This window comes from Mycolicibacterium septicum DSM 44393 (assembly GCF_000455325.1).
GTDB classification, from domain to species: Bacteria; Actinomycetota; Actinomycetes; order Mycobacteriales; family Mycobacteriaceae; genus Mycobacterium; species Mycobacterium septicum.
This window is the reverse complement of record NZ_HG322951.1, coordinates 1,834,661-1,860,389: the sequence shown is the minus strand read 5'-3', so window position 1 is coordinate 1,860,389 and position 25,729 is coordinate 1,834,661. Positions and strand designations below refer to the sequence as shown.

27 protein-coding genes and 1 pseudogene are annotated in these 25,729 nt (G+C 67.7%); 10 read left to right on the top strand and 18 right to left on the bottom strand.

Going from position 1 to position 25,729, the window contains the following annotated elements; genetic code table 11:
* Nucleotides 1–3: 3 nt before the first annotated feature.
* From rplW to rpsJ, 4 genes are read right to left on the bottom strand one after another with little or no spacing between them, the layout of a single operon-like run.
* On the bottom strand, nt 4–306 hold the full coding sequence (rplW, locus tag TX88_RS08715; RefSeq protein ID WP_044516131.1) for a 50S ribosomal protein L23: 303 nt from the start codon (nt 304–306) through the stop codon (nt 4–6).
* Nucleotides 306–962, bottom strand: a complete 657-nt coding sequence (gene rplD / locus TX88_RS08710; protein WP_044516129.1) for a 50S ribosomal protein L4 — start codon at nt 960–962, stop codon at nt 306–308. Before rplD ends, rplW begins: the two co-directional genes overlap by 1 nt.
* Nucleotides 962–1,612: a 50S ribosomal protein L3 gene (gene rplC / locus TX88_RS08705; RefSeq protein ID WP_044516127.1), complete on the bottom strand. Its 651-nt coding sequence runs from the start codon at nt 1,610–1,612 to the stop codon at nt 962–964. Before rplC ends, rplD begins: the two co-directional genes overlap by 1 nt.
* Nucleotides 1,613–1,626: 14 nt before the next feature.
* Nucleotides 1,627–1,932: a 30S ribosomal protein S10 gene (gene rpsJ / locus TX88_RS08700; protein ID WP_003883485.1), complete on the bottom strand. Its 306-nt coding sequence runs from the start codon at nt 1,930–1,932 to the stop codon at nt 1,627–1,629.
* Between the two features lie 527 nt (nt 1,933–2,459).
* Here rpsJ and TX88_RS08695 point away from each other — a divergent pair.
* The gene (locus TX88_RS08695) at nt 2,460–2,933 is read left to right on the top strand and encodes a hotdog fold domain-containing protein (protein ID WP_044516094.1); all 474 of its coding nucleotides are present in this window, start codon (nt 2,460–2,462) and stop codon (nt 2,931–2,933) included.
* A gap of 4 nt (nt 2,934–2,937) precedes the next feature.
* Here TX88_RS08695 and TX88_RS08690 read toward each other — a convergent pair whose 3' ends face one another.
* Nucleotides 2,938–3,291 carry a nuclear transport factor 2 family protein gene (locus TX88_RS08690; RefSeq protein WP_044519220.1) on the bottom strand — a complete coding sequence of 118 codons (354 nt, stop codon included), beginning with the start codon at nt 3,289–3,291 and terminating at the stop codon, nt 2,938–2,940.
* Nucleotides 3,292–3,296: 5 nt separating this feature from the next.
* Complete coding sequence (locus tag TX88_RS08685; RefSeq protein WP_044516092.1) at nt 3,297–4,922, bottom strand: carboxylesterase/lipase family protein; 1,626 nt, start codon at nt 4,920–4,922, stop codon at nt 3,297–3,299.
* A gap of 108 nt (nt 4,923–5,030) precedes the next feature.
* Here TX88_RS08685 and TX88_RS08680 point away from each other — a divergent pair, with 108 nt between their 5' ends.
* Nucleotides 5,031–6,284: a cytochrome P450 gene (locus TX88_RS08680; protein WP_044516091.1), complete on the top strand. Its 1,254-nt coding sequence runs from the start codon at nt 5,031–5,033 to the stop codon at nt 6,282–6,284.
* On the opposite strand, the gene TX88_RS08675 is transcribed toward TX88_RS08680, so the two are convergent.
* A complete protein-coding gene (locus tag TX88_RS08675) occupies nt 6,269–6,901 on the bottom strand; it encodes a TetR/AcrR family transcriptional regulator (RefSeq protein WP_044516089.1) in 633 nt (210 codons plus the stop codon). The two genes, TX88_RS08680 and TX88_RS08675, sit on opposite strands and share 16 nt — an antisense overlap.
* 86 nt (nt 6,902–6,987) lie before the next feature.
* On the opposite strand from TX88_RS08675, the gene TX88_RS08670 reads away from it, so the two are divergent.
* Nucleotides 6,988–8,619, top strand: coding sequence for an MFS transporter (locus TX88_RS08670; RefSeq protein ID WP_044516088.1), 1,632 nt, complete (start codon nt 6,988–6,990; stop codon nt 8,617–8,619).
* On the opposite strand, the gene mftG is transcribed toward TX88_RS08670, so the two are convergent.
* The 7 genes from mftG to mftA form a co-directional block, all read right to left on the bottom strand.
* Nucleotides 8,549–9,964 carry a mycofactocin dehydrogenase MftG gene (gene mftG / locus TX88_RS08665; protein WP_044516086.1) on the bottom strand — a complete coding sequence of 472 codons (1,416 nt, stop codon included), beginning with the start codon at nt 9,962–9,964 and terminating at the stop codon, nt 8,549–8,551. The two genes, TX88_RS08670 and mftG, sit on opposite strands and share 71 nt — an antisense overlap.
* Before the next feature lie 33 nt (nt 9,965–9,997).
* Nucleotides 9,998–11,410 (bottom strand): mycofactocin biosynthesis glycosyltransferase MftF, encoded by a 1,413-nt coding sequence (mftF, locus tag TX88_RS08660; protein ID WP_044516085.1) that lies wholly within the window; start codon nt 11,408–11,410, stop codon nt 9,998–10,000.
* A complete protein-coding gene (gene mftE / locus TX88_RS08655) occupies nt 11,407–12,150 on the bottom strand; it encodes a mycofactocin biosynthesis peptidyl-dipeptidase MftE (protein ID WP_084621837.1) in 744 nt (247 codons plus the stop codon). The genes mftF and mftE overlap by 4 nt, the downstream gene beginning before the upstream one ends.
* A gap of 133 nt (nt 12,151–12,283) precedes the next feature.
* Entirely contained in the window at nt 12,284–13,474 is a 1,191-nt protein-coding gene (mftD, locus tag TX88_RS08650) for a pre-mycofactocin synthase MftD (protein WP_044516082.1), read from the bottom strand.
* Between the two features lie 3 nt (nt 13,475–13,477).
* A complete protein-coding gene (gene mftC, locus TX88_RS08645) occupies nt 13,478–14,680 on the bottom strand; it encodes a mycofactocin radical SAM maturase (protein ID WP_044516081.1) in 1,203 nt (400 codons plus the stop codon).
* On the bottom strand, nt 14,677–14,970 hold the full coding sequence (mftB, locus tag TX88_RS08640) for a mycofactocin biosynthesis chaperone MftB (protein ID WP_019344465.1): 294 nt from the start codon (nt 14,968–14,970) through the stop codon (nt 14,677–14,679). Before mftB ends, mftC begins: the two co-directional genes overlap by 4 nt.
* Nucleotides 14,971–14,993: 23 nt before the next feature.
* The gene (gene mftA / locus TX88_RS33225; protein WP_019344466.1) at nt 14,994–15,089 is read right to left on the bottom strand and encodes a mycofactocin precursor MftA; all 96 of its coding nucleotides are present in this window, start codon (nt 15,087–15,089) and stop codon (nt 14,994–14,996) included.
* 93 nt (nt 15,090–15,182) lie between these two features.
* Here mftA and mftR point away from each other — a divergent pair, with 93 nt between their 5' ends.
* Nucleotides 15,183–15,788, top strand: coding sequence for a mycofactocin system transcriptional regulator MftR (gene mftR, locus TX88_RS08635; protein ID WP_044516078.1), 606 nt, complete (start codon nt 15,183–15,185; stop codon nt 15,786–15,788).
* Here the strand turns inward: mftR and TX88_RS08630 are convergent.
* Nucleotides 15,774–16,547: a phytanoyl-CoA dioxygenase family protein gene (locus TX88_RS08630; RefSeq protein ID WP_244438385.1), complete on the bottom strand. Its 774-nt coding sequence runs from the start codon at nt 16,545–16,547 to the stop codon at nt 15,774–15,776. The genes mftR and TX88_RS08630 overlap by 15 nt on opposite strands.
* A 64-nt stretch (nt 16,548–16,611) precedes the next feature.
* Between TX88_RS08630 and TX88_RS08625 the strand changes: the two genes are divergently transcribed.
* Nucleotides 16,612–17,127 carry an RNA polymerase sigma factor gene (locus TX88_RS08625; protein WP_044516075.1) on the top strand — a complete coding sequence of 172 codons (516 nt, stop codon included), beginning with the start codon at nt 16,612–16,614 and terminating at the stop codon, nt 17,125–17,127.
* On the top strand, nt 17,124–18,404 hold the full coding sequence (locus tag TX88_RS08620) for a VOC family protein (RefSeq protein ID WP_110917914.1): 1,281 nt from the start codon (nt 17,124–17,126) through the stop codon (nt 18,402–18,404). The genes TX88_RS08625 and TX88_RS08620 overlap by 4 nt, the downstream gene beginning before the upstream one ends.
* 62 nt (nt 18,405–18,466) lie before the next feature.
* On the opposite strand, the gene TX88_RS08615 is transcribed toward TX88_RS08620, so the two are convergent.
* Together TX88_RS08615 and TX88_RS08610 are read right to left on the bottom strand one after the other, a co-directional pair.
* Complete coding sequence (locus TX88_RS08615; RefSeq protein WP_044516074.1) at nt 18,467–19,654, bottom strand: NAD(P)/FAD-dependent oxidoreductase; 1,188 nt, start codon at nt 19,652–19,654, stop codon at nt 18,467–18,469.
* A 98-nt stretch (nt 19,655–19,752) separates the two neighbouring features.
* Nucleotides 19,753–20,199, bottom strand: coding sequence for an Rv2324 family transcriptional regulator (locus TX88_RS08610; protein WP_044519218.1), 447 nt, complete (start codon nt 20,197–20,199; stop codon nt 19,753–19,755).
* 206 nt (nt 20,200–20,405) lie between these two features.
* Here TX88_RS08610 and ddaH point away from each other — a divergent pair.
* The 4 genes and pseudogenes from ddaH to TX88_RS08590 all read left to right on the top strand — a co-directional run bounded on the left by ddaH (nt 20,406) and on the right by TX88_RS08590 (nt 24,840).
* A pseudogene (ddaH, locus tag TX88_RS08605) lies at nt 20,406–21,179 on the top strand (dimethylargininase).
* A complete protein-coding gene (gene rocD, locus TX88_RS08600; RefSeq protein ID WP_044516072.1) occupies nt 21,176–22,426 on the top strand; it encodes an ornithine--oxo-acid transaminase in 1,251 nt (416 codons plus the stop codon). Before ddaH ends, rocD begins: the two are co-directional and overlap by 4 nt.
* 27 nt (nt 22,427–22,453) lie before the next feature.
* Nucleotides 22,454–23,962, top strand: coding sequence for an amino acid permease (locus TX88_RS08595; RefSeq protein WP_044516070.1), 1,509 nt, complete (start codon nt 22,454–22,456; stop codon nt 23,960–23,962).
* Nucleotides 23,959–24,840: a universal stress protein gene (locus tag TX88_RS08590; RefSeq protein ID WP_044516068.1), complete on the top strand. Its 882-nt coding sequence runs from the start codon at nt 23,959–23,961 to the stop codon at nt 24,838–24,840. Before TX88_RS08595 ends, TX88_RS08590 begins: the two co-directional genes overlap by 4 nt.
* A gap of 14 nt (nt 24,841–24,854) precedes the next feature.
* Here TX88_RS08590 and TX88_RS08585 read toward each other — a convergent pair whose 3' ends face one another.
* Complete coding sequence (locus tag TX88_RS08585) at nt 24,855–25,709, bottom strand: mycofactocin-coupled SDR family oxidoreductase (RefSeq protein WP_044516067.1); 855 nt, start codon at nt 25,707–25,709, stop codon at nt 24,855–24,857.
* Between the last annotated feature and the right edge of the window lie 20 nt (nt 25,710–25,729).

Genomic DNA, 25,729 nt, shown 5'->3' with positions numbered 1-25,729 from the left:
GCGTTACGCCGGGGCTCCGAAAAGTTCGATCGGCTTGCTGCCGGCAGCCAGGGTGACGATGGCGCGCTTGGTGTCCTTGCGCTTACCGAAACCCGAGCGGGTGCGCTTGCGCTTGCCCTGCCGGTTGGCCGTGTTCACCGAGCTCACCTTGACGTCGAAGATCTTCTCGATGGCGATCTTGATCTGCGTCTTGTTGGAGTCCGGGTGCACGACGAACGTGTACACGTTGTCCTCGATCAGCCCGTACGACTTCTCCGAGATGACCGGGGCCAGGATGATGTCGCGGGGGTCTGTAATTGTTGCCATCAGACCGACGCTCCTTCTTTTTCGTCCTTCGTGTTCGCCGAGATGTACGCGTTCAGCGCCTCGACGCTGAACACCAGGTCGTCGGCATTGAGCACGTCGTAGGTGTTGAGCTGATCCGGCGAGATCACGTGCACACCGGGCAGGTTGCGGACGCTCTTGAGCCCGACCTCATCGGTGCGACCGATGACGATGAGAACCTTCTTGTTCTCGGTCAGCGTGCTCAGGAACGCCTTGGCGCTCTTGGTCGACGGGTTCTGACCCTCGACCAGCTCGGTGATCGCGTGGATCCGCTCGTTGCGGGCCCGGTCCGAGAGCGCTCCGCGCAGGGCGGCCGCGATCATCTTCTTCGGGGTCCGCTGGCTGTAGTCGCGCGGCTGCGGGCCGTGCACGACGCCACCACCGGTGAACTGCGGCGCGCGGGTCGAGCCCTGACGAGCCCGGCCGGTGCCCTTCTGGCGGTACGGCTTCTTGCCGCCACCGGAGACCTGCGCGCGAGTCTTCGTCGCGTGGGTGCCCTGGCGCTTGGCGGCCAGCTGTGCGTTGACCACCTGGTGCATCAGCGCGATGTTCGGCTCGACGTCGAACAGTGCGGCGGGCAGCTCGACGGAACCATCCGTCTTGCCGGCCGGCGTCTTAACGTCAATCTTCAAAGTCATTACTTCTCGCCTCGCTTGATTGCGCTGCGGACAACCACCAGACCACCGTTGCGTCCGGGGATGGCGCCCTTGATGAGCAGCACGCCGTTCTCGGCATCGACCTTGTGAACCTTGAGGTTCTGCGTGGTCACCCGGTCGTGGCCCATACGGCCCGACATCCGGGTGCCCTTGAACACGCGGCCCGGGGTGGCGCAGCCACCGATCGAGCCGGGGCGGCGGTGCACCGCCTGGGCGCCGTGCGAGGCGCCCTGGCCGGCGAAGCCGTGACGCTTCATGGTGCCGGCGAAGCCCTTGCCCTTGCTGGTGCCGGTCACGTCGACGTAAGCACCGTCGGCGAAGATCTCGGCGGTCAGCTCCTGGCCCACCTCGTACTCGGCGGCAGCAGCCTCGTCGACCCGCAGCTCAGCCAGGTGGCGGCGCGGGTTGACACCAGCGGCGGCGTACTGGCCGGTGACGGGCTTGTTGACCTTGCGCGGGCTGATCTCGCCATAGGCGAGCTGCACGGCGCTGTAGCCGTCGCGCTCGGGGGTACGGATAAGGGTCACCACGTTGGGGCCGGCCTTGACGACCGTCACCGGGACGACTTTGTTGTTCTCGTCGAACACCTGCGTCATGCCCAGCTTGGTGCCCAAAATGCCTTTTCTAGCCATTTTTCTCGGGTCTCCTACTGGATGTTGACGTCGACACTGGCCGGCAGATCGATGCGCATGAGCGCGTCAACCGTCTTCGGCGTCGGGTCGAGGATGTCGATCAGTCGCTTGTGGGTGCGCATTTCGAAATGCTCCCGCGAGTCCTTGTACTTGTGCGGCGACCGAATGACGCAGTACACGTTCTTCTCGGTCGGCAGCGGCACAGGGCCGACCACGCTGGCACCGGTACGGGTGACCGTCTCGACGATCTTGCGCGCCGAGGCATCAATGGCCTCATGGTCGTAGGCCTTGAGCCTGATGCGGATCTTCTGTCCCGCCACGCTTCTCCTACCTCTACTTCGTACATCGGCCGGCCGTATCGGAGTCCCGATGGGGAATCCCATCGAAACGCCGTCGGGCCTGGTGCCCGGCGCGGGTTGCGCCGAGAGTTGCCGCCGCTGTTTACCTGTCTGTGGTCCACCGGCCCCCGCGGTCGGGCGTGTCGCCTTCGCGCACACTTTCTCGCCCTGGAAATTCAGTCGCGATCTAGTGTTGGGACCGGATGCGCCCGTGGGGGCGCGGGTCGGATGCCCGGCCAGGAATACCCGGCGCAAGGCAACCCGAACAGTATGCCTTAGATCCGGGCGTCCTCCAAATCCGCGATCGAGCAGGTCGGAGCCTGTCGACGTGGCCGGGAAAAACGGCGTCCGGCTTCCGGATTTCCAGGCAGTATCCCGGCGCTCCGGCGACCGCGATCCGCGTACGTGACGCCACGGCGGAAAAAGTCGCCCGCGGCCGCCACCACATTACGAGCGCGGCGCGGACCCGGCTCCCCGCACCGAACTTACTCTTGAGTAAGGTTTGGCACATGACGCAGCCCAGCCCGACCTACAGAGCGTGGAAGAAGTTGTCATCGCTACCCGGTGGCAGCTGGGCGTTCTCCGCCGCCGCCATGGCCCGGGTGCCCTACTTCGCGTCGATCCTGCCGCACGTCGTGCGCATGGAACCGGGGCTGGCCGAGGTGACGGTGCCCAAGTGGTTCTACGTCTACAACCATCTGCACACCGTGCACGCCATCGCGTCGTGCAACGCCGCCGAGATGGCCATGGGCATGTTGATGGAGGCCACCGTGCCGACGACGCACCGTTGGATCCCCAAGGCGATGAACGTGCAGTACCTCGCGAAGGCCACTACCTCACTGCGCGCCACCGCGGAGCTCGCACCGCCGGATTTCGCCACGATCACCGAGGGCACCGACGTCGTGGTCCCCGTCAGCATCACCGACCGCAACGGCGTGGAAGTGGTGCACGCCGACATCACCACCTGGGTGACGCCGGCCTGACGCTCTAGTCCAGGTAGGTGCCGTGACCTTCGCGCACCAGGGCGCCGTCGAACAGCAGCACCTCGTTGACCAGTCCGCCGAGTTGATTGCGGTAATGGATCACCAGCGCCGATTCGCCGCGATAGGTGCCCAGCACCTCGAAGTTCAAATCGGGATAGGCAGCCAAGGCCGTCGTCCAGTAGTGACGTAACGCGTCCTTGCCCCGCACCACTCCGCCCGTCTCGGGCAGCACGCGCGCCGCGACGGGCGAACTGAACATCACGTCGTCGTGAAAATGGGCCAGCACCGCCTCGACGTCGTGTGCGTTCCACGCATTCACCCACTCTTCGGCGAATGCCTGCGGATCCGGTGTCGCCATCGAGTTCACTTCTCCCTCAGCCCCGCCCAGAACGGGCATTGATGAACGTGCGCATAGCCATTGTCGACGCGACTGCCGTCGGCCTGCAACGACATTCGGGTAGGCGTGCCCGAGCCGTCGAACTCCGGCCAGTCCGGTTGGCCGTCGACCGCGGGATCACCGGAACGCACGAAGGCACTCCAGTAGTCGATCATCTGATCCGAGAGCTGTTGCTGCGCCGGGTTCAACGGGGGCGCCCCGCCGACGTCGAACAGATAGCGAAGCTCCAGCGAGTGGCTGGCCCCGACCGGGAAGGGCAGGGTCCGCATGACCTCCGGTGCAGGCGCTGAGCGGTCGTTGAACTCGTAGGCGTAGACCGGACCGGTGCGGGACAGCTCACCGGCGATCCGGTCCGACACGCAGGCGAAGGCACCGTCGGTGACGGCGGCCGAATATGCCTGCGCCACAACGCCGTAGCGATCAATCGGGTAGTGCGCACCGACGGCCGCCGCATCGGCGCCGAAGGTGTCTGCCAGCAACCGCGGGTAATCCCCTGTCGTGTAACGCTGCCCATGCCGCAGATAGCGCAAGGCCACGAAGAGCGTGAACTCATCGCGCGTGGTGCCGATCAATACCGGCACCCGTTCGGCCCGGTCGGTGCCGAACGCCGCCAGCGGCGGTTGGGGGATCAGTGCCGATCCGGTGACCGGACCGGTCAGCTCGTCACTGCCGATATTGAAGTACCAGACCGGCTTTCGCAGAGCATCCACCGGGAGCGCGCGCAGGCAGGTGCCGGCGGTCGCGGGGTCGGGACATCCGGCGGCGGCCGCGTAATCCAGGGACCGGGGGGTCGCGGCGGCGAGATCGGCCTGGGCCTGGCACGGGGCGCTCATCAGGATCGCGGCGCGGAACAACCCCGCCGAGCCCGGCGACACCAGATGATCACACACCGACATGCCGCCCGCGGATTCACCGGCGACAGTGACCTTTTCCGGATCACCGCCGAAATCGGCGATGTTGTCCCGCACCCACCGCAGCGCCGCCTGCTGATCGGCCAGACCGTAGTTCCCGACGTCCCCACCAGCCCCCAGCGCCGGGTGGGCGAGGAAGCCCAGGGTGCCGAGCCGGTAGTTGACCGTGACCACGACAACGCCCCCGCGCGCGGCCAGTCGCCCCGCGTCGTAGATGTCACCGCTGCCGCCGGCGAACGCGCCGCCATGGATCCACACCATGACGGGCCGCTTCTCGTCCGACACCGGCGGGGTCCAGACGTTCAGGCTCAGGCAGTCCTCGGCCGAGTTGGCTCCGCGTTCGGGATCCGAATCGGGGTCCTGGATGCACCGCGGGCCGGGGCGGGTGGCGTCGCGCTCCCCCGGCCATCCCGGCGCGGGAGCCGGTGCGGCGAATCGCATCGCACCCACGGGCGCCGCGGCATACGGAACCCCGGCGAACAACCGGTGGTCGGATACCACTGCGCCGCGCAGGGTTCCGGCCGCGATCCGGACCAGGGCCGGGTCCGGCCCCTGGGCGTGCCCCTGCGCGGGACCCGGCGGATGGCCGGGCGTCACCGCCTCACCGCCACCACGCACACAGCCTGCAACCAGCATCGCCAGCATTGCCAGCAACGCGACAGCGCGCCGCCCCGACCGCATGGCTGCGAGCGTACGGGGCGGATCGCAAGAATCGCCTCCCTTACGTGTCGCCGATCACATATGGTTGTAATTGACACCCGTCAAGTACCGGTCATGTGAGGAGTCCGTATGAGTGCGCCGACGATGGATGACGCCGCGAAGGTGCTCGCCGACCCGAAGGCTTACGCCGACGACGTACGGCTGCACACCGCGCTGACCCATCTGCGCGCGAACAATCCGGTGGCCTGGGTGGACAACGCGCCCTACCGCCCCTTCTGGGCGATCACCAAACACGCCGACATCATGGCCGTCGAGCGGGACAACGACCTGTTCATCAGCGAGCCACGGCCGCTGCTGGCCACCGCGGCGGCCGACGACCTCGCGAAGCAACAGCTCGAGGCCGGCATGGGCCTGCGCACGCTGATCCACATGGACGATCCGCACCACCGCAAGGTTCGGGCTATCGGCGCGGATTGGTTCCGCCCCAAGGCAATGCGCGATCTCAAGGTCCGGGTCGACGAGCTCGCCAAACGCTATGTCGACAAGATGCGCGACATCGGCCCCGAGTGCGATTTCGTCACCGCGATCGCCGTCGACTTCCCGCTCTACGTGATCATGTCGCTGCTCGGGCTGCCCGAAGAAGACTTCACCCGCATGCACATGCTCACCCAGGAGATGTTCGGCGGCGACGACGACGAGTACAAGCGCGACGGTGGCTCACTGGAGGACCAGCTCGCGGTACTGATGGACTTCTTCACCTACTTCTCGACACTGACCGCGTCCCGCCGGGCCAACCCGACCGAGGACCTGGCGTCGGCCATCGCCAACGGCACCATCGACGGGGAACCGCTGTCCGACGTCGACACCGCCTCCTATTACGTCATCGTCGCAAGTGCGGGACACGACACCACCAAGGACGCGATCTCCGGCGGACTGCACGCGCTGATCGCGAATCCGGATCAGCTGGCCAGGCTGAAGGCGCAACCGGAGTTGATGGGCACGGCGGTCGAGGAGATGATCCGGTGGTCCACCCCGGTCAAGGAGTTCATGCGCACCGCCACGGCCGACACCACCGTGCGCGGCGTACCGATCGCCAAGGGCGATTCCGTCTACCTGGCCTACGTTTCCGGCAACCGTGACGAGGACGTGTTCGACGACCCGCACCGCTTCGACGTCGGGCGGGATCCGAACAAGCACCTGGCGTTCGGCTACGGCGTGCACTTCTGCCTCGGCGCGGCCCTGGCCCGGATGGAGATGAACAGCTTGTTCACCGAGCTGCTCGGCCGGCTGGACTCCATCGAATTGGCAGGGACGCCAGAGCTTTCCGCGACCACGTTCGTCGGCGGCCTCAAGCACCTGCCGATTCGCTACTCGCTGCGCTGAACGTCCGCCGCGGGCCTGCGGTGGGTGGCGAGAAAGCCGTCCACCGCGGCCCGCACGCATGAGGCGTAGTCGAACTCCGACAACGTGCTGAGCTTGCCCAGCACGATCGGGCCCAGCAGCAGGGCCGCGGCCTGCGTGCGATCCACCTCGACGAGTTCGGCAACGGCCTCGGGGCTGTCGAAGATGGCTTCGAACGGCACCGCATAGTGCTCGGCCACCCGCTCACGAAGGGTCCGTACCTCGGCGCTGTCGCCAGAGCGCCAGGGCAGTTGCTCCATGTCACCGCCCAGCGCCAGCCATGACATCGCGGTGATGCTGATCGGCGCCTCGGCGATCGAGTCGGCCTGCGCCTGCACCAGCGCGATCAGCCGGTCACGCAGCGTGCCCTCATCCGGCGGCATCGGCGCTGCCGGGATGAGCGCGCGAAATGCCGCTGCCAGCAAGTCGTTTCCGCTCGGAAAGTGCCGGTACAGCGTCGCCCTGGCCACGTTGGCGGCCCGGGTCACCGCGTCGACGGTGACCGCACTGGGCCCGCCCGACCGCAACAGCGCCGTCGCCGCCTCCAGCAGCCGGGCCCGGGATCGGGCAGGGCGCGGGTCGCCGCTCTCCGGTGTCATTCGCCGTCACACCTCCAAAAAACAGACTTACCGTCTCGCTCCGAGACTGTTAGTCTCAAAACTCTGCCGACGAAGGAGGGCACAGCATGTCCGCCACCCTTGTCGAGTCCAGCCAGGATATCGACCCGGGCATGGCCTATCTGCCGATCCGGCAGCGGTACTGGCTGCTCGCGGTGGCCTGCATGGATGTCTCCATCGTGATCGCATCGATGGTGGCGCTCAATGCCGCGCTGCCCGACATCGCCCGCCAGACCGCGGCCACCCAAGCCCAACTCACCTGGGTGGTCGACGGATACACCCTGGTGCTGGCCTGCCTGCTGCTCCCGGCCGGCGCGATCGGCGACCGCTATGGCCGACGCGGCGCCCTGCTGACAGGGCTCGCCGTGTTCGTCCTGGCCTCGGTGGCACCGATGGTGTTCGACGACCCCGTCCACCTGATCGTCGCACGTGCGGTGGCCGGAGCCGGTGCGGCCTTCATCATGCCGGCCACCCTGTCGCTGCTGACGGCGGCGGTACCGAAATCCGAGCGCAACAAGGCGATTGGCATCTGGGCGGGCGTCGTCGGATCGGGCGCCGTCTTCGGATTCCTGATCACCGGTGGGCTGCTGCACTTCTGGGGATGGCAGTCCATCTTCGCCACCTTCGCGATCGCCGGAGCCGGGTTGTTCATCCTGACCTGCACCGTGCCCTCCTCGCGGGACGAGGACGCCGCACCGCTGGACTGGATCGGCGCGATCCTGATCGGCGCCGCGGTGGCGGTGTTCGTGCTCGGGGTGGTCGAGGCTCCCGTGCGCGGCTGGACGCACCCGTTCGTATGGGGTTGCATGACGGGCGGCGTCGCCCTGGCCGCCGCATTCGCCGTCGTGCAACTCAAACACCGACACCCACTGCTGGATATCCGGCTCTTCAGAAAACCCGAGTTCGCCACCGGGGCGGTCGGTGTGACCTTCCTGTTCTTCGCGAACTTCGGCTACTTCTTCGTCAGCATGCAGTACATCCAGCTGGTCATGGGTTACAGCCCGATCCAAACCGCAATCGCCCTGTGCCCGTTGATGCTTCCCGTGCTGGCCCTCGGCGCCACCACACACTGGTACCTGCCCCGGCTGGGCCTGCGCCTGTGCGTGTCGATGGGCCTGCTGGTGATCGCGGCCGGGCTGATGTGTATGCGCCTGCTCGAGCTCGACTCCGGCTACCTCGACTACACCTGGCCGCTGATCATCATCAGCACCGGCATCGGCCTGTGCACGGCGCCGACGACATCGGCCATCATGGGAGCCGTTCCGGACGAGAAGCAGGGGGTGGCCTCCGCGGTCAACGACACCACCCGGGAGGTCGGCGCCGCCCTCGGCATCGCGGTGGCCGGCTCGATCCTGGCCGCGAACTACCAGAATCACCTGGGGCCCAAGCTGACCGGACTGCCCGCCGAGGTACGCGAACCAATCCTGGGCTCATTGGCCGAAGCCCTCGCCGTGGCCGCGCAGTCGGGTCCACAGGGAACAGCCATCGCCGAGTTGGCCAAGCAGGCGTTCCTGGATGCGACGAATTCGGCCCTGCTCGTGATGGCGGTGGTGCTGGGAGTGGCCGCGGCGTTCGTAAGCATCTGGGCGCCCGGCCGCGACGGTCGGCAGCTGTCCGTGATCCGGGGGCTCAGGTCGAGAGGAACTCAGCGGCCCGACGACCGATCATGGCAATGGTCGCGTGCGGGCCGCGGCTGGTGATGGCGGGCATGATCGACCCGTCGACGACCCAAAGGCCCTCGACCCCCAGCACCCGGCAGGTCGGATCGAGTACCGCGTCGGGCCCGGTCCCCATCGGCGCGGTGCCGGCCAGATGCTGCGATGTCGACCAGAACGCGTCACCGACTTCAGCTGTGTGACTGACCAATTCACGAGCCAGCTCGGCACCCCGGCGCAGCGCGTCGACGTCTTCGGCCACGCTGTCGTACCGGTGCTCGATCACCGGTGCCACCGCCGGATCCGCCGAGGCCAACCGGACCCGGCCGCGGGAGTGCGGTCGCATCAGCGCCACACCGAGGTGTGGAAGTTCGGCGGGATCATGTTCGGGTCCGTGCACCATGGCAGCGAATCCCGCTGTGTACGGCCGCACTTCGATACCCTCGGCCGTGGTGAGCACGGCCTCCAGCGGCGGCAGGTCATGGGTCGGCACCCAGGAGACCGGGAGCACCCACTCCGGATGGTCCACGGTGTGCATTCCGACGGGCAGGCCGGCCACCACCTCGACGTCGAGCGCCTCAAGGTCGGCCGCCGGCCCGACACCCGACAGCAGCAACAGATGAGCAGATCCGATCGCACCGGAACACAGCACAATTCGATCAGCGCGCAGAACCGCACCGTCATCGCAGCGCACCCCGACCGCGCGGTTCGCGCGGAACAACACCTGATGAACCCGCGTGTCGGTCAGCACCTCGAGATTGGGCCGCTCCAGCGCCGGCTTCAGATAAGCACCTCCTGGCCCAACCCTGTTGCGGCCATTGATGTTCAACGGCACGGCACCGACGCCGGCGGGCAGCACCGCACCGGCATCCGAACCGTTCAGGTCATCGATCCAGCCGAACCCCGACCGGGTTGCGGCGTCGACGAATGATGCTGTGCAACCATCGAATTCGCGTACCCGCCGAACGGTGATCGGGCCACTGTCGCCATGGAGCGGGGTGTCGAAATCCAGATCGGTCTCGATGGCACGGAAATGCGGCAGCACATCCTGCCAGCCCCAGCCCGGCACCGCCCAGGTCTCGAAGTCGGTGGGAAGTCCCCGGCAGAAGTAGCCGCCGTTCACCGCCCCGGAGCCACCCACCACCGAGCCGCGGATGATCTCGGTGTGCCGGGGCGGATTCTCGGTCAGCACCGACGCGTAGTGGCGCACCACCGAGCTGGCGGCCCCGATCGGCAGCCGCAGGCCGTCGGTGATCTGCGCCTCCACCCGCGGGTCACTCGGCGCCGGACCGGCCTCGACGACCGTGACGTTGCAGCCGGGATCGCTGGAAAGCCGTTCAGCCAGAACTGATCCGGCGCTTCCGGCACCGATGATCAGGACGTCCCGCACGCGAGGAGGACTGGATGACAGTTGCAACTGGGTTTAGCTCCGCAGCTGCGGCTTGAGCGCGCCCAGCTGACGTTCTCGCACCACCCCGGTCCACAAGCCGATCCCGTAGGCCAGGTCGTCAAGGCGCTTGAGCAGGATATGGGCCAGCAGGCCCACCGGTTTGGTGTCGTCGTCGGCGTTGCCGCGCCGGCTCGCCCAGTCGACCACGCCGTCGAGCACCGCGGCCACCAGCACCGCGTGCCTGGCCCGCCGGAACAGCAGGGCGGCGATCAGCGCCACCGGCCAGTAGTGCCGACAGATCGCCGAACACAGCTGCAGGGCTGCCGACCACAGTCCGCGCGCGGTCACCGCGGCGACCTCGGTGGGCTCGGTGTCGACGGTGCTGAGGGAGCGGGCGATGCGCCGACCGGTGATGATCGCGATCACCACGGAGCCCAGATACCCGACGTACGACCCCATGGCCAGGAACAGCCACACCATCAACGTCCATCCGGAGATCACCACGGGGGCGGTCTTGCCCGGGTGCCTGGCGCTCAACGGTGCCGCGGATGTGCCGTAGAAAGCCTTGCGGTTGAACCACTCTCGCAGATCGGTCCGATGGTCGTGGGCCACCAGCGCGATCGGCTCGTACCGCAATCGGGCGCCGGACTCGACCAGGCGCCAGCAAAGGTCGACGTCCTCACCGGACTGCATGGTCTCGTCGAACCCGCCCACCGACGCCAGTGCCGACCGCCGGCAGATGATGGCCGCGCTCGGGACGTAGGACACCGGGCCGTAGGGCACGACCGGCGCCTCGCGCACCCCGAGATCCAACGACGAACGAACGGCCTCGTACCGGGCGACCACGTTGTCGGCGGTGTGCAGACCGACGATGCGCGGCGCGACCAGCGCCACCGCCGGATCGCAGAAGTGTCCGAGCAATGCCTCCAGCCACCCGCGCCGCGGCACCACATCGGAGTCGAGGAACGCCACGAAGTCGGTCTCCGACGCGGCCAGGCCGGTGTTGCGGGCGGCCGCCGGACCGTTGCTGCGGAGGTGCCGGAGCACCTGCACGTCGCAGTGCATCCCGGCGAACTCCGATTGCGCTACGGGAACCGCCGAGCCGTCGTCGACCACGATCACCCGCAGGCCCCGCAGCGCCGCGATCAGCCGGTGCAGTCCGGATACGTTGTCGCGCACCGGAATAACGACCGTCACGTCGCGGTGCGACGGCCCGCTGGGCGGACGGGGATGGGCGACCGTGGCGTCGAGCAAAGTCCGCGCCAGCTGCGCGCTCTGCGCGTCGTGCACCTCCAAGCGGCCACCGTTGAGCATGGTCTGCGCCGTCGGCGCCAGCCGCAGCAACCGGGTCGGTGACCCGCCGAGGAGGGCCGCGCCGGCCCCGAGCACCTTGACATGGCGATCCACCTGCACGGCAAAACCGTCGGGCAGCCTCGGTCCGGTCATGTCAGCAATCCGTTCCGGTCCGGCTGCCACCGCTGAATCTGACCGGCGCAGCCGTTGACCATTTCAGCAAAGATACGCTCCCCCTCGGCAGCCGTGGCGGTTGTCGGGTCACCGAGGACACCGACTTCGCTGACTGCCGCGATCCCGCCGCTGCGCATCGCGGGCATCAGCTCGGCCAGCGGGGCGGTGTTCCCCGCGGTCAGGTCGTCAGTCCAGACATCGCCGGGCGAAATATGTAGCAATACAGATGTTTCGGTATGCCCCGCATGCGCGTCGGCGCCCGCGGCAATGCACGGGGCCCAGCCAACATCGCGGCCCTCCCGGCGCAACAGGGACACGGCGCCCGCCAGCGCCTCCACATTCCCACCGTGACCATTGACGAAGACGAGTTTCGAGGCCCAGCTCGATGCGGACCTTCCGTACTCGACCAGCAACAACTGCAAAGCCGCGGTGCCGATGGACACCGTGCCGGGGAAGCCCTCGTGCTCGCCGCTGGCGCCGTAGGAGACGGGAGGTGCGACCATCCAGTCGCCGGCCGGACCGCCGCCGAGGTGCTCGAGGACCTCGTGGGCGACGGCCGAGGCGATGCGCGTGTCGGTGTCCAGGGGCAGGTGCGGACCATGTTGCTCGGTAGAGCCCACCGGGATGATCAACATTGGCGACACGCTGCGTAGCTGTCTCGACGTTGAGTTCCCGAGCCCGCTGGGGAAAGCCACGTGCCGATCGTAGGCCGAATTCACCTACCGTGCGCCAATTGTTGGAGCACGGGCAGCAATTGATTTGCCTTGGCTTTCCCCACACCGGCCGTGAGCATCACGTACGTCTCTCCTGCCACCCCTGTCACGCCGCACCCCGGCGCGCCCGGGGCAACCGTCAGGCGTCGGCGCGCGGAACCCCGAGGGTTCGGGTGAACCCTTCCGGAATCAGGATGTCGTCCGGCGTGAGGTCGTGGATCGAGGACTTGCCCAGCCCGCGCAGCACGGAGTCGATGCCACCGCTGAGGATGTCCAACACGTTCTCGACGCCCGCCTGGCCGTTGGCCGCCAGGCCCCACAGATAGGCACGTCCGATCATGACGGCCCGGGCGCCGAGCGCCACGGCCTTGACGACGTCGCTGCCGCGGCGGATCCCGCCGTCCAGCAAAACCTCGACCTGGTCGCCGACCGCGTCGGCGATGGCAGGCAGGCAGCGGATCGCCGCCGGGGTCCCGTCCAGGTTGTTGCCACCGTGGTTGGACACCGTGATCGCCGAAACACCCGCATCCACCGCACGTTTGGCGTCATCGACGCGCACCATGCCCTTGAGCAGGAACGGCCCGCCCCACTGCTCACGCAGCCAGGCGATGTCCTCCCAGGTCGGAGGCGGGGTGCCCATCCACTGCCCGTATGCCTCGAAGAACGTCGGCCCGGGCTCGCCGCGGCGGCCCTGGTTGGGCACGCGCAGGTCCGGCGGACGCAGGTGCTTGCCGAAGCTCCACAGCCAGCGGGGCTTGGTGAGCACCTCCGGGGACATCCGCAGCATCGTGCGCAGGTCCATGCGCTCCGGGATCTTGGGGCTACCCCAGTCGCGGCCGTGGCTGAAGCTCCAGTCGGTCGTGGCGATGAGCCCGACGGCGCCGGCATCCTTGGCCCGCTGCACGCGCTCGGCGATCTCGTCACGGGACCCGAGCCAGTAGATCTGGAAGAAGATCTTGTCGTTGACGGCGGTGACTTCCTCCATCGGCTTGCTGGCGAACGACGACAGCCCCATGGCGGTCCCCCGCGCCGCGGCGGCGCGGGCAACGGCGACCTCGCCGTCGGGGTCCACCGCCTGAACGCCGGTCGGCGATATGATCACCGGCATCGAAATGTCTTGCCCCATCACGGTTGTCGACATCTCACGCTTCTCGGTGGCACCGATCACGTGCGGCGCGAAACCCAGCTCGGCGAACGACTCCACGTTGTCGGAGACCGTCACACCCTTCTCGCTGGCAGAGATCAGCGACGAGTAGGCGGACTTGGGCAGCCGCTTCTTCGCCCGTTGCTGGGCAATGGCGACGGTCTCGAACCAGGTATCACGGGCCATGGATTACACCGGACTTTCGTTACAGATTCGGGCAGGGGGCTTGGTCAGCAGCTTGAGTGCCACCGGCCCCTGCTTGGTACCGCGGGAGTGGTCACCGCTGGGCTTGGGTTTGGTGCGCTCCTGTGCCAGGGCCGGCTCGCCCCAGCCTTCGACGCACTCGGGGTCCGGTCCGTCCATCGGCAGACCGGTGAAGAACTTGGCCGCCATGCAGCCGCCCCGGCAGGCGTCGTAGTGCCCGCAGCCGCTGCAGGCGCCGGCCGACTGGGGCTCGCGCAGCTCGCGGAACAACGGGGAGTTCTGCCAGACGTTCTGGAATCCGGCCCCAAAACCTGTGTCTTCCAGGATGTTTCCGGCCAGGAACTTGTCGTGGATGGCGAACGGGCAGGCGTAGACGTCACCCACGGGGTCGATCAGGCACACCACCCGGCCGGCACCGCACAGGTTCAGCCCGGCCAGCGCACCGGGCTCGCCCAGGCCCGACAGGTGGAAGAACGAGTCACCCGTGAGCACGCGCTCACCGTGGGAGACCAGCCAGTTGTACAGCTGGCGCTGCTGGTCCGGGGTCGGGTGCAACTCGTCCCAGACATCGGCGCCGCGGCCCGACGGGCGCAGCCGGGTGATCCGCAGCGTGGCGCCGTAGCGGTCGGCCAGCGCCTTGAACTCATCGAGCTGGTCGACGTTGTGGCGGGTGACCACCACCGAGATCTTGGCATCGGAAAAGCCAGCGGCGGCAAGGTTTTCCAGCGCACGCACGGCCATGTCGAACGAGCCCTTGCCGCGCACCGCGTCGTTGACCTCGGCGTTGGCGCCGTCCAGGGAGATCTGCACGTCGACGTAGTCGCTGGCGGCGAGCTTCGCGGCGACCTCGGGCGTGATGCGCACACCGTTGGTGGAGAACTTCACCCCGACGTGGTGCTCGGTCGCGTAGTCGACCAGTTCCCAGAAGTCCGGGCGCACAGTGGGTTCGCCACCGCCGATGTTCACGTAGAACACCTGCATGCGTTCCAGCTCGTCGATGATGTCCTTGCACTGCTGCGTGGACAGCTCGCGCGGATCCCGCTTGCCCGAGGAGGACAGGCAGTGCACGCACGCCAGGTTGCAGGCGTAGGTGAGCTCCCAGGTCAGGCAGATCGGGGCGTCGAGTCCGCTTTCGAACTGGTCGACGAGCCGTGGGACGGGCGTGCGCACAGGCGCGACAGAAGTCATTGTGAGTTCCCGGGGATGAGCATCTTCGAGGACACCAGCACGCTCAGCGCGTGCAGGTACGGGCCTTGGTCGGAGTCGGCGATACCGGCCGCGCGGCACGCGGACCGGGCGTCGGGGTGATCAGCCAAAGAGTTGACCACCTCGACGACCGTCCGGTTCTTCAGAAACGACAGCTTGCGGGTTCCGAAGTGATACAGCAGGGCACCGAACGGCTCCGGCCGCACCGCCACCTGGTGGTGCAACCGCCAGCTGACATCCGGGTCGAATACGACGCCAGTGCGCCCAGCCATATCGGTAACCTCTGCGGACACTGTCAGTAAACCCCGCACATACCGTCGATCGAGACCTCTTCGACGAGCGTCTCGGTGACGAGCTGGGTTTCGGTTTCGACCTGCGGGTTCTGATCCATGAATCGCACCTTTCCTGCAACTGTGGGTCTCGACAATTGTGACCTGAGTCGCAAGAATATGGCATCGAGTGCACAAATGGAAGGGCGGATTTCATGCGGCAGGCATCCGGGCCCCGCGTCGGTCGGCGCCCGTCCACCACGCAGGACCACATCACCGACGTCGCCCTGGCGCTGTTCGCCAGCCGGGGCTTCGACGAGGTCAGCGTCGACGACGTGGCCAAGGCGGCCGGCATCGCCCGGCGCACGCTGTTCCGCTACTACGCCTCCAAGAACGCCATCCCCTGGGGGGACTTCGACGCCCACCTGCAGCATCTGCGTGACCTGCTCGGCTCCCTGAGCACCGAGATCCCACTCGCCGATGCCCTGCGCGAGGCCCTGCTGTCGTTCAACACCTACGACGACCAGGAGATGGCCCAACACCGCCGACGGATGCGGGTGATCCTGGAAACCGCTGGACTGCAGGCATATTCGATGACGATGTACGCCGGTTGGCGCGAGGTCATCGCGGCCTACGTGGCGCAGCGGATCGGAGCGGCACCCGCCGACCTGATGCCCCAGACCGTGGGCTGGCTGATGCTGGGCGTCGCGCTCTCGGCGTACGAGCACTGGCTCGCCGACGAGTCGGTCGCCCTGGCAGACGCCATCGGCGAGGCGTTCGAGGTGGCCCGGCCCGGGCTGGAGGCGCTAGCCCCGCGCTAGCTCGTCCCACACACAGGCCAGCGCCTCCGGACCTCGCGGGCCGAGCCGTTCGGTGAGCATGACGGGCCCCTGCGACATGAAACGCGGTGTGCCACCACGATGTACGTCCGCCGCATGGGCCGTGAAGGGATGGAGCACATACATGTCACCGGGCCGTCCGGTGGCGTGGGCCACCGGCCGGGCTCGGCTCGCCTCCTCCGCCAGGGCACCGGCTTCGACGAAGTCGACCGGTTCCGGCCCGAGCACCCCGGCCACGTCGCGGTGCGAACCCACCCGGACCCGCGTCGGCGCATCGTCGGGTCCCACCTCGGACAGCAGGGTCAGCACCAGAACGGTGTGCGGGCGGCCGCTGACCGCCCACTGACCTCCGGGCAGCGGGGTGTTGGCATCGACGTGCCAGCCCCGGTCCTGCGCGGGCGGATCTACGGGAAACCGGACCGGGATGTTGCCCAGAGAGCCCCGCGGAAGCCAGCCGCCGGTTCCGCAGATCCGGTCCAGGGCGTCGGCGAGCGGGGCGCTGCCCACCACCTGCCCGAACGCGCCTGCACCGGTCAGATCCGCCGCCCACACCACCGGGGCGGTCCACGATGCCGGGTCGTCCGCGGACAGCCCGATCTGCGTCCAGAGCAGATGCCTGGCCGCATCGGCGATTTCGGCCGCAACGGCCTGCTCGATCTTGACAAACCCGTCCCGCTTGAATGCGTCGACGTTCACCACGCCGACCACCATGACGCACCAGGCCCGACCGGGGCCAATCATTTTCCGGCGAAAATTCTTGACCCAACCCCGTCGGAGTTCGGCCCCCGGCGGCGACGATAAGGGTGTGAGCGCCGAAACTGACGCTCCGCGGGTGCTGCCGAGGTGCTACGACGAGGCTCTGCCAGTGGTGTACGGCTACTTCGTACGACGCTGTGGTGACCGCGGAACCGCCGAGGACCTGACGTCGGAGACGTTCCTGGCCGCAATGGACGCGGCCCGCAGACCGTCGCCGCCGCCGATCTCGGTGCCCTGGTTGATCGGGGTGGCAAGGCACAAACTGGCCGATCACTACCGCAGGCGGCACGACCGGTTCAGTGTGCCGGTGGCCGAGCTGCCCGAACCGGTGGATCCGGTGGACGACTGGGACGCCGAACTGGATCGCATTGTGGCCGAATCGGTTTTGGCCCGGCTTCCCGAACAGCACCGCACCGTCCTCGTCCTGCGCTACCTCGACGACTGCTCGGTGCCCGAATGCGCCGAGCTGATCGGCCGCACGGTGCACGCCACCGAGGCCCTGCTGGTGCGGGCCCGCCGCGCCTTCAGGTCCCAGTACCCGACACCGGAGGGAGGGACGTCGTGATCAACAGCCACGATCCGCTGACCGTGCTGAACGGCAACGACCACCCGGTCTCCCCCGATCCGGCGTTCGCGGCCCGGCTGCGCGCGCGGCTGGAATCGGCCCTCACCCTGCCCACCCACGCCGAAGGAGTTGACATGAGCGGAACCGACACTGCCATCGCCGAACTGAACGAGCCCGCGGCCACCCCGGCGCCCCCGCGGCCCGCTGCCATCCCCTACCTGGCCGTACCCGACGCCCGCGCTGCCATCGCCTGGTACATCGAAGCCCTCGGGGCCGTACAGGTCGGCGAACCGGTGGTGATGGACGACGGCCGCATCGGCCACGCCGAACTCGAGCTGGGCGGCGGGGTGCTCTACCTGGCCGACGAGTACCCCGAGCTGGGATTGAAAGCTCCTGCTCCACAAGCAAACTCGGTGAGCCTGATGCTGGCGGTGCCCGACACCGACGCGGTGCTGGAACGCGCCAGGAACCTGGGGGCACTCGTACAGCGCGAGCCCTACGAGAGCTACGGCACCCGCAATGCGGCGATCATCGACCCGTCCGGCCATCGCTGGATGCTGACCGGGGCGGCGACCGGAGCCGTCACCCCCATCCAGCACGGCGACGTCGGCTACGTCTCGGTCTGGGCACCCGACATCGCGCGTGCCGCCCGGTTCTACGGCCACGTGCTGGGCTGGACCTTTGACCCGGCCACCCGCCAGGTCACCAACACCGAACAGCACATCGGCATCTTCAACGCCGACGGTCCGCCCACCCTCTTCTGCTGCTACGCGGTGACCGACCTGGACGGGGCCCGCCAGGCCATCCTGGCAGGCGGCGGCCAACCCGGAGAGACCCAGGAGTTCGACTTCGGCACCGTGCTGGACGCCACCGACCCGGCCGGAACCGCCTTCGCGGTGTTCCAGCCGACCTCCGTCATCCCCCGCCCCAAGCTCAACGGTGCTGGGCCGGGCGAGCTTTCGTACATCACCTACGAAGTACCCGACTCGACCGCGTTCAAGGCGTTCTACAGCCGGCTGTTCTTCTGGACCTTCGAATCCGGCCGGATCGACGACGGCTGGGGAGTTCAGGGCAGCCAACCGATGTCAGGGATGGCCGGCGGCGCCGCACAGGCCGTGACCGTGCCGATGTGGACGGTCGCCGATATCGATGCCGCGGTCAGCCGCGTCGTCGAGGCCGGCGGCACGGTGTTGCAGCAGCCGTCACGACAGGACTACGGGCTGATGGCCGAGTGCACCGACGACCAGGGCGGCCGGTTCTACCTCGGCCAGATCTAGAGCGATTTGTGCACCTGCGGTAACGCCTGGCGTTACGGCAGGTGCACAAATCGCAAAGAGAGTCAGCCCAGGACGTCGGAGATGGGGGCGCCTGCGGCGATCTTGCCGCGGGCCTTCATCACCTTGCCGGGCATGCCGCCGCCGACCACACCGACCACGACACCGTCGCGCTCGTAGAAGGCCAGGAACTTACGGCCGTCGTCCTCGACCACGTGCACGACGTCGTCGGCCTCGGGCTCGCCCAGGCACTGGATCTTGACGTCGTACTGATCGCTCCAGAAGTACGGCACCGAAACGACAGGTGAGGCCTCCTGGCCCAGGATCGCCGGCACCATGGCGCGCGCCTGATCGGCGACGTTGCTCCAATGCTCAACGCGCGCTTGATCACCCACGTGATCGCGCCACGACGCGACATCTCCGATGGCCCACACGCCCGCGGCACTGGACCGGCCGACCTCGTCGCACACCACGCCGTTGTCGAGCTCGATCCCGCTGCCCTCGAGCCACTCGATCGCCGGGTGCGAACCGATGCCGACCACCACGAGATCGGCGTCGAGCTCGGTGCCGTCACCGAGCACCACCTGCTCGACCTTGTCGGCGCCGCGTACCTCGGACACCCCGACACCGCAGCGCACGTCGACGCCTTCGGCCTGGTGCAGCCGGGTCACCAGGGCGCCGATCTGCTCGCCAAGCACCGAGGCCAGCGGTGTCGGCTGAGGCTCCACAAGCGACACCTCGACACCCAGCTTGCGCAGGCTCGCGGCCACCTCGCAGCCGATGAAGCCCGCTCCGACCACCACGGCGCGCTGGGCCTTGCCGGCGTGTTCGCGCAGGGCCATGCTCTCGTCGTAGGACCGCAGCACATGGATGCCGGCCAGATCGCCGAAGGACCGGATGCGCTTGGGCACCAGTCCGGTGGCGATGACGAGCTCGTCGTAGGCCACGTCGGTGCCGTCGGCGAGCTTCAACGTCTTGGCGGCGGTGTCCACCGATCGCGCGGCAGAGCCGAGCCGCAGCGTGATGTCGTTCTCGGCGTAGAACTCGGCCGGCTTGAGCGTGACGTCGTCGGTCTCGGCGCGCAGCACTTCCTTGGAAAGCGGCGGCCGATCGTAGGGCAGATGGTCCTCGTCGCTGACGATCGTGATGGGCCCGGCGTACTCCGACCGGCGCAGCTGTTCGGCCGTCCGGGCCGCAGCCAAGCCACCGCCGACGATGACGATGCCCGCCGCTGATCCCGTAGAAGTAGTCACGTGGGGTTTTTACACGATCGGGGTTAAGCGTTGTAGGGCACCCTACGTTTGCGCAGGCCGGTGACCCACCGCCGATTTTGCTCCTCGCGTGCGCGGTGTCACGACCGGCCCCGGTCTATGACATTGGTGAGCACCACGATGCTCTCGCTGCGCTCGATCCGAGCTGTCGAGCGGATGCGTTCCAGGGCCTCCTCGAGGTGGCGCATGTCGCGCGCCAGCACGTGCAGGATGGCGTCGGCAGTACCGGTCACCGTAGCGGCACTGACCACCTCCGGGATGTCGATCCAGGCTGCGCGCAACTGATCCGGCGCGATGGTGCCCTGGCAGAACACCTGCACATATGCCTCGGTGCTCCAGCCCAGCACATTGCGGTCGACAACAGTGGTGAAGCCGCGGATCACCCCGTCGGCGACCATGCGGTCCACCCGCCTCTTGACCGCGGGCGCCGACAGATTCACCCGTTGCCCGATCTCGGCGAATGTCGCCCTGGCGTGCTGGGTGAGTTCGGCCAGAATCCGCTCGTCGGTGTCGTCCAGGCGCTCCACATCGACCTCCACGCAACAAACCATCGTCAGCTGACGATTTCTGCAATATATCCCTACATATCACGCAACAAGAAGCGATTGATTGCGCCGTTGGCACTTCATATCGTCGATTCATGACGATTTTCGACGAAGTCGTGCACGGCACCGTGCCTCAAACCGGCGGCGCGGTAGCGCCGACACGGACCCCGACCAACCGCCACTACGCCATGACCGCTCCCGAATACTTCACCGTCGAATACGCCATCAACCCGTGGATGGACACCTCCACGCCCGTGGACACCGCACTCGCACTGACCCAGTGGGACACGCTGCGCCGGGTGTACGCCGAACTCGGCCACAGCGTCGACCTGGTGACACCGCTCGACGGACTTCCCGACATGGTCTATGCCGCCAACGGCGGTTTCCTGGTCGGGGACACCGCAGTGGTGGCCCGCTTCGCCTTCCCGCAGCGGGCCGGCGAGGCCGATGCCTACGCCGAGTGGATGGCGGCGGCCGGCTATCGGACGGCCCGCACCGAGCACGTCAACGAAGGCCAGGGCGACCTGCTGCTCGTCGGGTAGAACCTGTTGGCCGGATACGGTTTTCGCACCGACCGGCGCGCCCACGACGAGATCGCGACCATCACCGGTCTGGACGTGACCAGCCTGGAACTCGTCGACCCGCGCTTCTATCACCTCGACACCGCACTGGCCGTGCTCGACGACTCGACGATCGCCTACTATCCCCCGGCCTTCAGTGACGACGCCCGCCGGCGTATCGGCGAACTGTTCGGCGACGCCATCGAAGTGGGCTCGGCCGACGCCTATGTCCTCGGTCTCAACGTGGTGTCCGACGGCAGGCACGTCGTGATGCCCGCGGCCGCCACCGGGTTCGCGGGCCAACTGCGCCGGGCCGGATTCGAGCCGATCGGTGTCGATCTGTCCGAGCTCCTCAAAGGCGGCGGATCCGTCAAATGCTGCACCCTGGAGCGGCATCCATGACCATGCTGGACAGTGTGGACAATCAGGCCACCCCGGATTCCGCGACCGCATCGGCGATCGCACTCGACGATCGCCATGTCGCCCACAACTACTCACCGCTGCCGGTCGTCGCCGAAACCGCCGAGGGGGCGTGGATCACCGATGTGACCGGCCGGCGCTACCTCGATTGCCTGGCCGCCTATTCGGCCGTCAACTTCGGCCACCGCAATCCCGAGATCATCGCGGCCGCGCACGCCCAGCTGGACCGCCTGACCCTGGTGAGCCGCGCCTTCCACTCCGACCGGCTCGGTCCGTTCGCGCAGGCATTGTCCGAATTGTGCGGCAAAGACATGGTGCTTCCGATGAACAGCGGCGCCGAGGCTGTCGAGAGCGGCATCAAGGTGGCCCGCAAATGGGGAGCCGACGTCAAGGGCGTGCCCGCCGGCGAAACGAACATCGTCGTGGCGCACAACAACTTCCATGGTCGCACCACCACGATCATCAGCTTCTCCGATGACGAGTCCGCGCGCCGGGGCTTCGGCCCCTACACACCCGGGTTCCGCTCGGTGCCGTTCGGCGACCACCGGGCCCTCGCCGATGCGATCGACGCGAACACCGCTGCGGTACTGATCGAGCCGATCCAGGGTGAGGCGGGCATCATCGTCCCGCCCGACGACTTCCTGCCCCGGGTTCGCGAGATCTGCACCCGCAACAACGTGCTGATGATCGCCGACGAGATCCAGTCCGGCCTGGCCCGCACCGGACGCACCTTCGCCTGCGATCACTGGGATGTGGTTCCCGACGTGTACCTGCTCGGCAAGGCCCTGGGCGGTGGCGTGGTACCGCTGTCCGCGGTGGTGGCCGACCGCGACGTACTCGGCGTGCTGCACCCCGGCGAACACGGCTCCACCTTCGGCGGCAATCCGCTGGCCACGGCGATCGGCACCACGGTCGTCGGCATGTTGCGCCGTGGCGAATTCCAGCTCCGGTCAACCGAACTCGGGGAACACCTGCACAGCCGGCTCACCGGGTTGGTCGGGCACGGGGTGACCGCCGTGCGAGGCATGGGCCTGTGGGCCGGGGTGGACATCGACCCGGATCTGGGTACCGGCAAGCAGTTCGGCCTCGCGCTGGCCGAACGCGGTGTGCTGGTCAAGGACACCCACGGCTCGACCCTGCGGTTCGCCCCGCCCCTGGTGGTGACCGCCGACGAGCTCGACTGGGCCGTTGACCAATTCGCTGACACCCTGACCGAGGCGCGCCGATAATCGGTTGATCGGCACCAAGGAGGCACCATGTCCGCCCCAGCCAACAGCTTGACCGGCCAGATGTTGCGACGGAGGCCCGTTCTCGGTGCTCCGGTCGCACACGGCGCCTCCGACCACCTCCGACGAAGTATCGGCACGTTCCAGCTGACCCTGTTCGGCGTCGGCGCGACGGTCGGTACCGGCATCTTCATCGTGCTGCAGCAGGCCGTCCCCAAAGCCGGTCCCGCAGTGCTGGTGTCGTTCGTGGTGGCCGGTGTCGCCGCCGGGTTGTCGGCGATCTGCTACGCCGAAATGGCGGCGGCCGTGCCGGTTTCGGGCTCCACCTACTCCTACGCCTACACCACGATGGGCGAATTCATCGCGATGGGCGTCGCAGCCTGCCTGCTGCTGGAGTACGGCGTATCGATGTCGGCGACCGCGATCGGCTGGAGCGGCTACCTCAATCAGCTGCTGGACAACTGGTTCGGTTGGCGGTTGCCGCACGCCCTGTCCGCGGCACCGTGGGGCGACAACCCCGGCCTGATCAACCTTCCCGCGACCGTCCTGATCATCATGTGCGCCCTGCTGCTGATCCGCGGTGCCAGCGAGTCCGCGGCGGTCAACACCGTCATGGTGATCCTCAAGCTCGCCGTGCTCGGCATGTTCGTGGCCATCGCGTTCACCGCATTCACCACCGACCATTTCGCCGGCTTCTGGGACAAGGGATTCGCCGGGATCACCGCCGCCGCCAGCACCATCTTCTTCACGTTCATCGGCCTGGACGCGGTGTCCACCGCCGGCGACGAGGTGAAGAACCCGCAGAAGACCATGCCGCGGGCGATCCTCGGCGCCCTGGTGGTCGTCACCAGCATCTACATCCTGGTCGCGTTCGCCGGCCTGGGCACCCAATCCGCCGACGAATTCGGTTCCGACGAACAGTCCGAAGCCGGACTGTCGGTGATGCTCACCAACATCCTGCACGGGCAGACGTGGGCCAGCAGCATCCTCGCTTTCGGCGCGGTGATCTCGATCTTCTCGGTGACCCTGGTGGTGATGTACGGCCAGACCCGCATCCTGTTCGCCATGGGCCGCGACGGCCTGCTGCCGCCGATGTTCGCAAAGGTGAACCCGCGCACCATGACTCCGGTGAACAACACCATCGTCGTCGCGGCGGTCACCGGCACCCTGGCCGGATTCGTGCCGTTGGACTACCTGTGGGATCTGGTCTCGATCGGCACGCTGGTGGCGTTCATCGTGGTGTCCATCGGCGTGATCCTCCTGCGGGTGCGGGAGCCGGACCTGCCCCGGTCCTTCAAGGTTCCCGGCTACCCGGTGACGCCGGTCCTGTCCGTGCTGGCCTGCCTGTTCGTTCTCTACGGCCTGCCGCACATCACCTGGCTGTGGTTCAGCATCTGGGTCGCGCTCGTCCTCGCGTTCTATCTCTTGTGGAGCCGGCACCACAGTGCCCTCAACGACGGCGGCGACGGATACATCCCCGGTGCGGCAGCCGGGGAGGACGACGTGATGACCACCCCCGGCGCCGAGGAGACCCGATGACCGTCGTCGTCGGGTATCTGGCCGGAAAGGGCGGGGCATCGGCACTGCACCTCGCGGTCGGTGCGGCCCGCACCCTGAACACCTCGCTGGCGGTGGCCACCGTCGTCCCGCGTCCGTGGCTGAACCCGTCACCGGCCCGCGTCGACGCCGAATATGCCGAGTACGCAGCACAGTTGGCAGCATCGTCGGCCGAACAGGCTCGGCAGCACGTGTCCGCACTCGACGATCGCCTCGACGTCAGCTTCCACAAATTCGCGCACCGCTCGGTATCCGGCGGTCTGTTGAACGCCGTTGACGAGCTCGGCGCCGAGGTGCTCGTCCTCGGCTCGGCATCGGACGGCCAATTGGGCCAGGTGGTGGTGGGGTCGACCGCGGATCGGCTGCTTCACTCCTGCCCGGTTCCGCTGGCGATCAGCCCGCACGGCTACCGCAGGCCGAAATCCGGTGCGCTGGCACGCATCACCTGTGCCTACCCGGGCTCCCCCGAAGCGGTGGCCGTCGTCCAGCAGGTGACCGACCTGAGCCGAAGACTGGATACCCCCCTGCGCGTGGTCACCTTCGCGGTCCGGGGACGCAACATGTACCCGCCGACCGTCGGGCTGCACGCCGAGGACGCGATCCTGCAGGAGTGGGCGAAACAGGCCCAGCAGGCGCTGACCCGGTTGAAGGACGAGAAGATCATCGGCGACGGCGTGGAGCTGCTGGTCGTCACCGGCAACGACTGGAGCGAAGCACTCGATGCCATCGACTGGCTCGAGGGCGAGATCCTGGCGATCGGAACCTCGCCGGGCGGCGCGGTCGCCCGGGTGTTCCTGGGCTCACACGGATCGAAGATCCTGCGGCACAGCCCGGTTCCGGTTCTCGTCCTCCCGGGCTGACCGCTCCGGAACCGTCAGTACTTGAGCACACCCCGGTCGACGGCGATCTGGCTGCCCGACAGGGTGGCCGAGTTGTCACCGGCCAGGAATGCCACGACGTCGGCGACCTCCTCGGGCGCCATGAACGCCGCGAGTCCCTCGTTCTTGCCGTCGGTCACCTTGTGATACGGCATCGGGGCGAAACTGTGCAGGTAGCTCGGGTACTTGGAGAAGATCTCGGCCATCGCCTCCGGTTCGATCATCGGAGTGTCGATCGAGTACGGATGGATCGAGTTGACCCGAATTCCGAACTCCCCCACCTCAAGTGCCAGAGCGTTGGTCAACGCGACCAGCCCGTGCTTCGAGGCGGAGTAGTGGCCGTTGCCCGGCGTGGCCTTGAGCCCGGCCGAGGAGCTGACGATGATGATCGAGCCGCCGTTGCCGGCCTCGATCATGGCGGGCACCGCGGCCCGGATGGTCCGCCAGGTGCCGTTCAGGTTGACGTCGATGATGGTGTCGAACTGCTCGGGTGACATCTCGAACAGCCGTCCCCAGCTGAGCACCCCGGCATTGGCGACCACGATGTCGAGCCGGCCGAACTGCTCGACGCCGTCGGCGACCACCTGCTGCTGGGCGGCCAGATCGCGGATGTCGACCTCGCGAGCGAGCACCTTGCGGCCCGCGGCCTCCACGGCCGCGACCGTCTCTGCCAGATCCTCCGATGTCGCGGCCGGGTAGGTGATCGAGCCGTCGACGGGCCGGCAGACATCGATCGCGATGATGTCGGCACCCTCGTTGGCCAACCGCACCGCGTGCGCGCGCCCCTGGCCGCGTGCAGCGCCGGTGACGAATGCCACCCGGCCTTCCAGTGTTGCGTTACCTGCAGCCATGCCAGGGTCCTTTCAGTGAG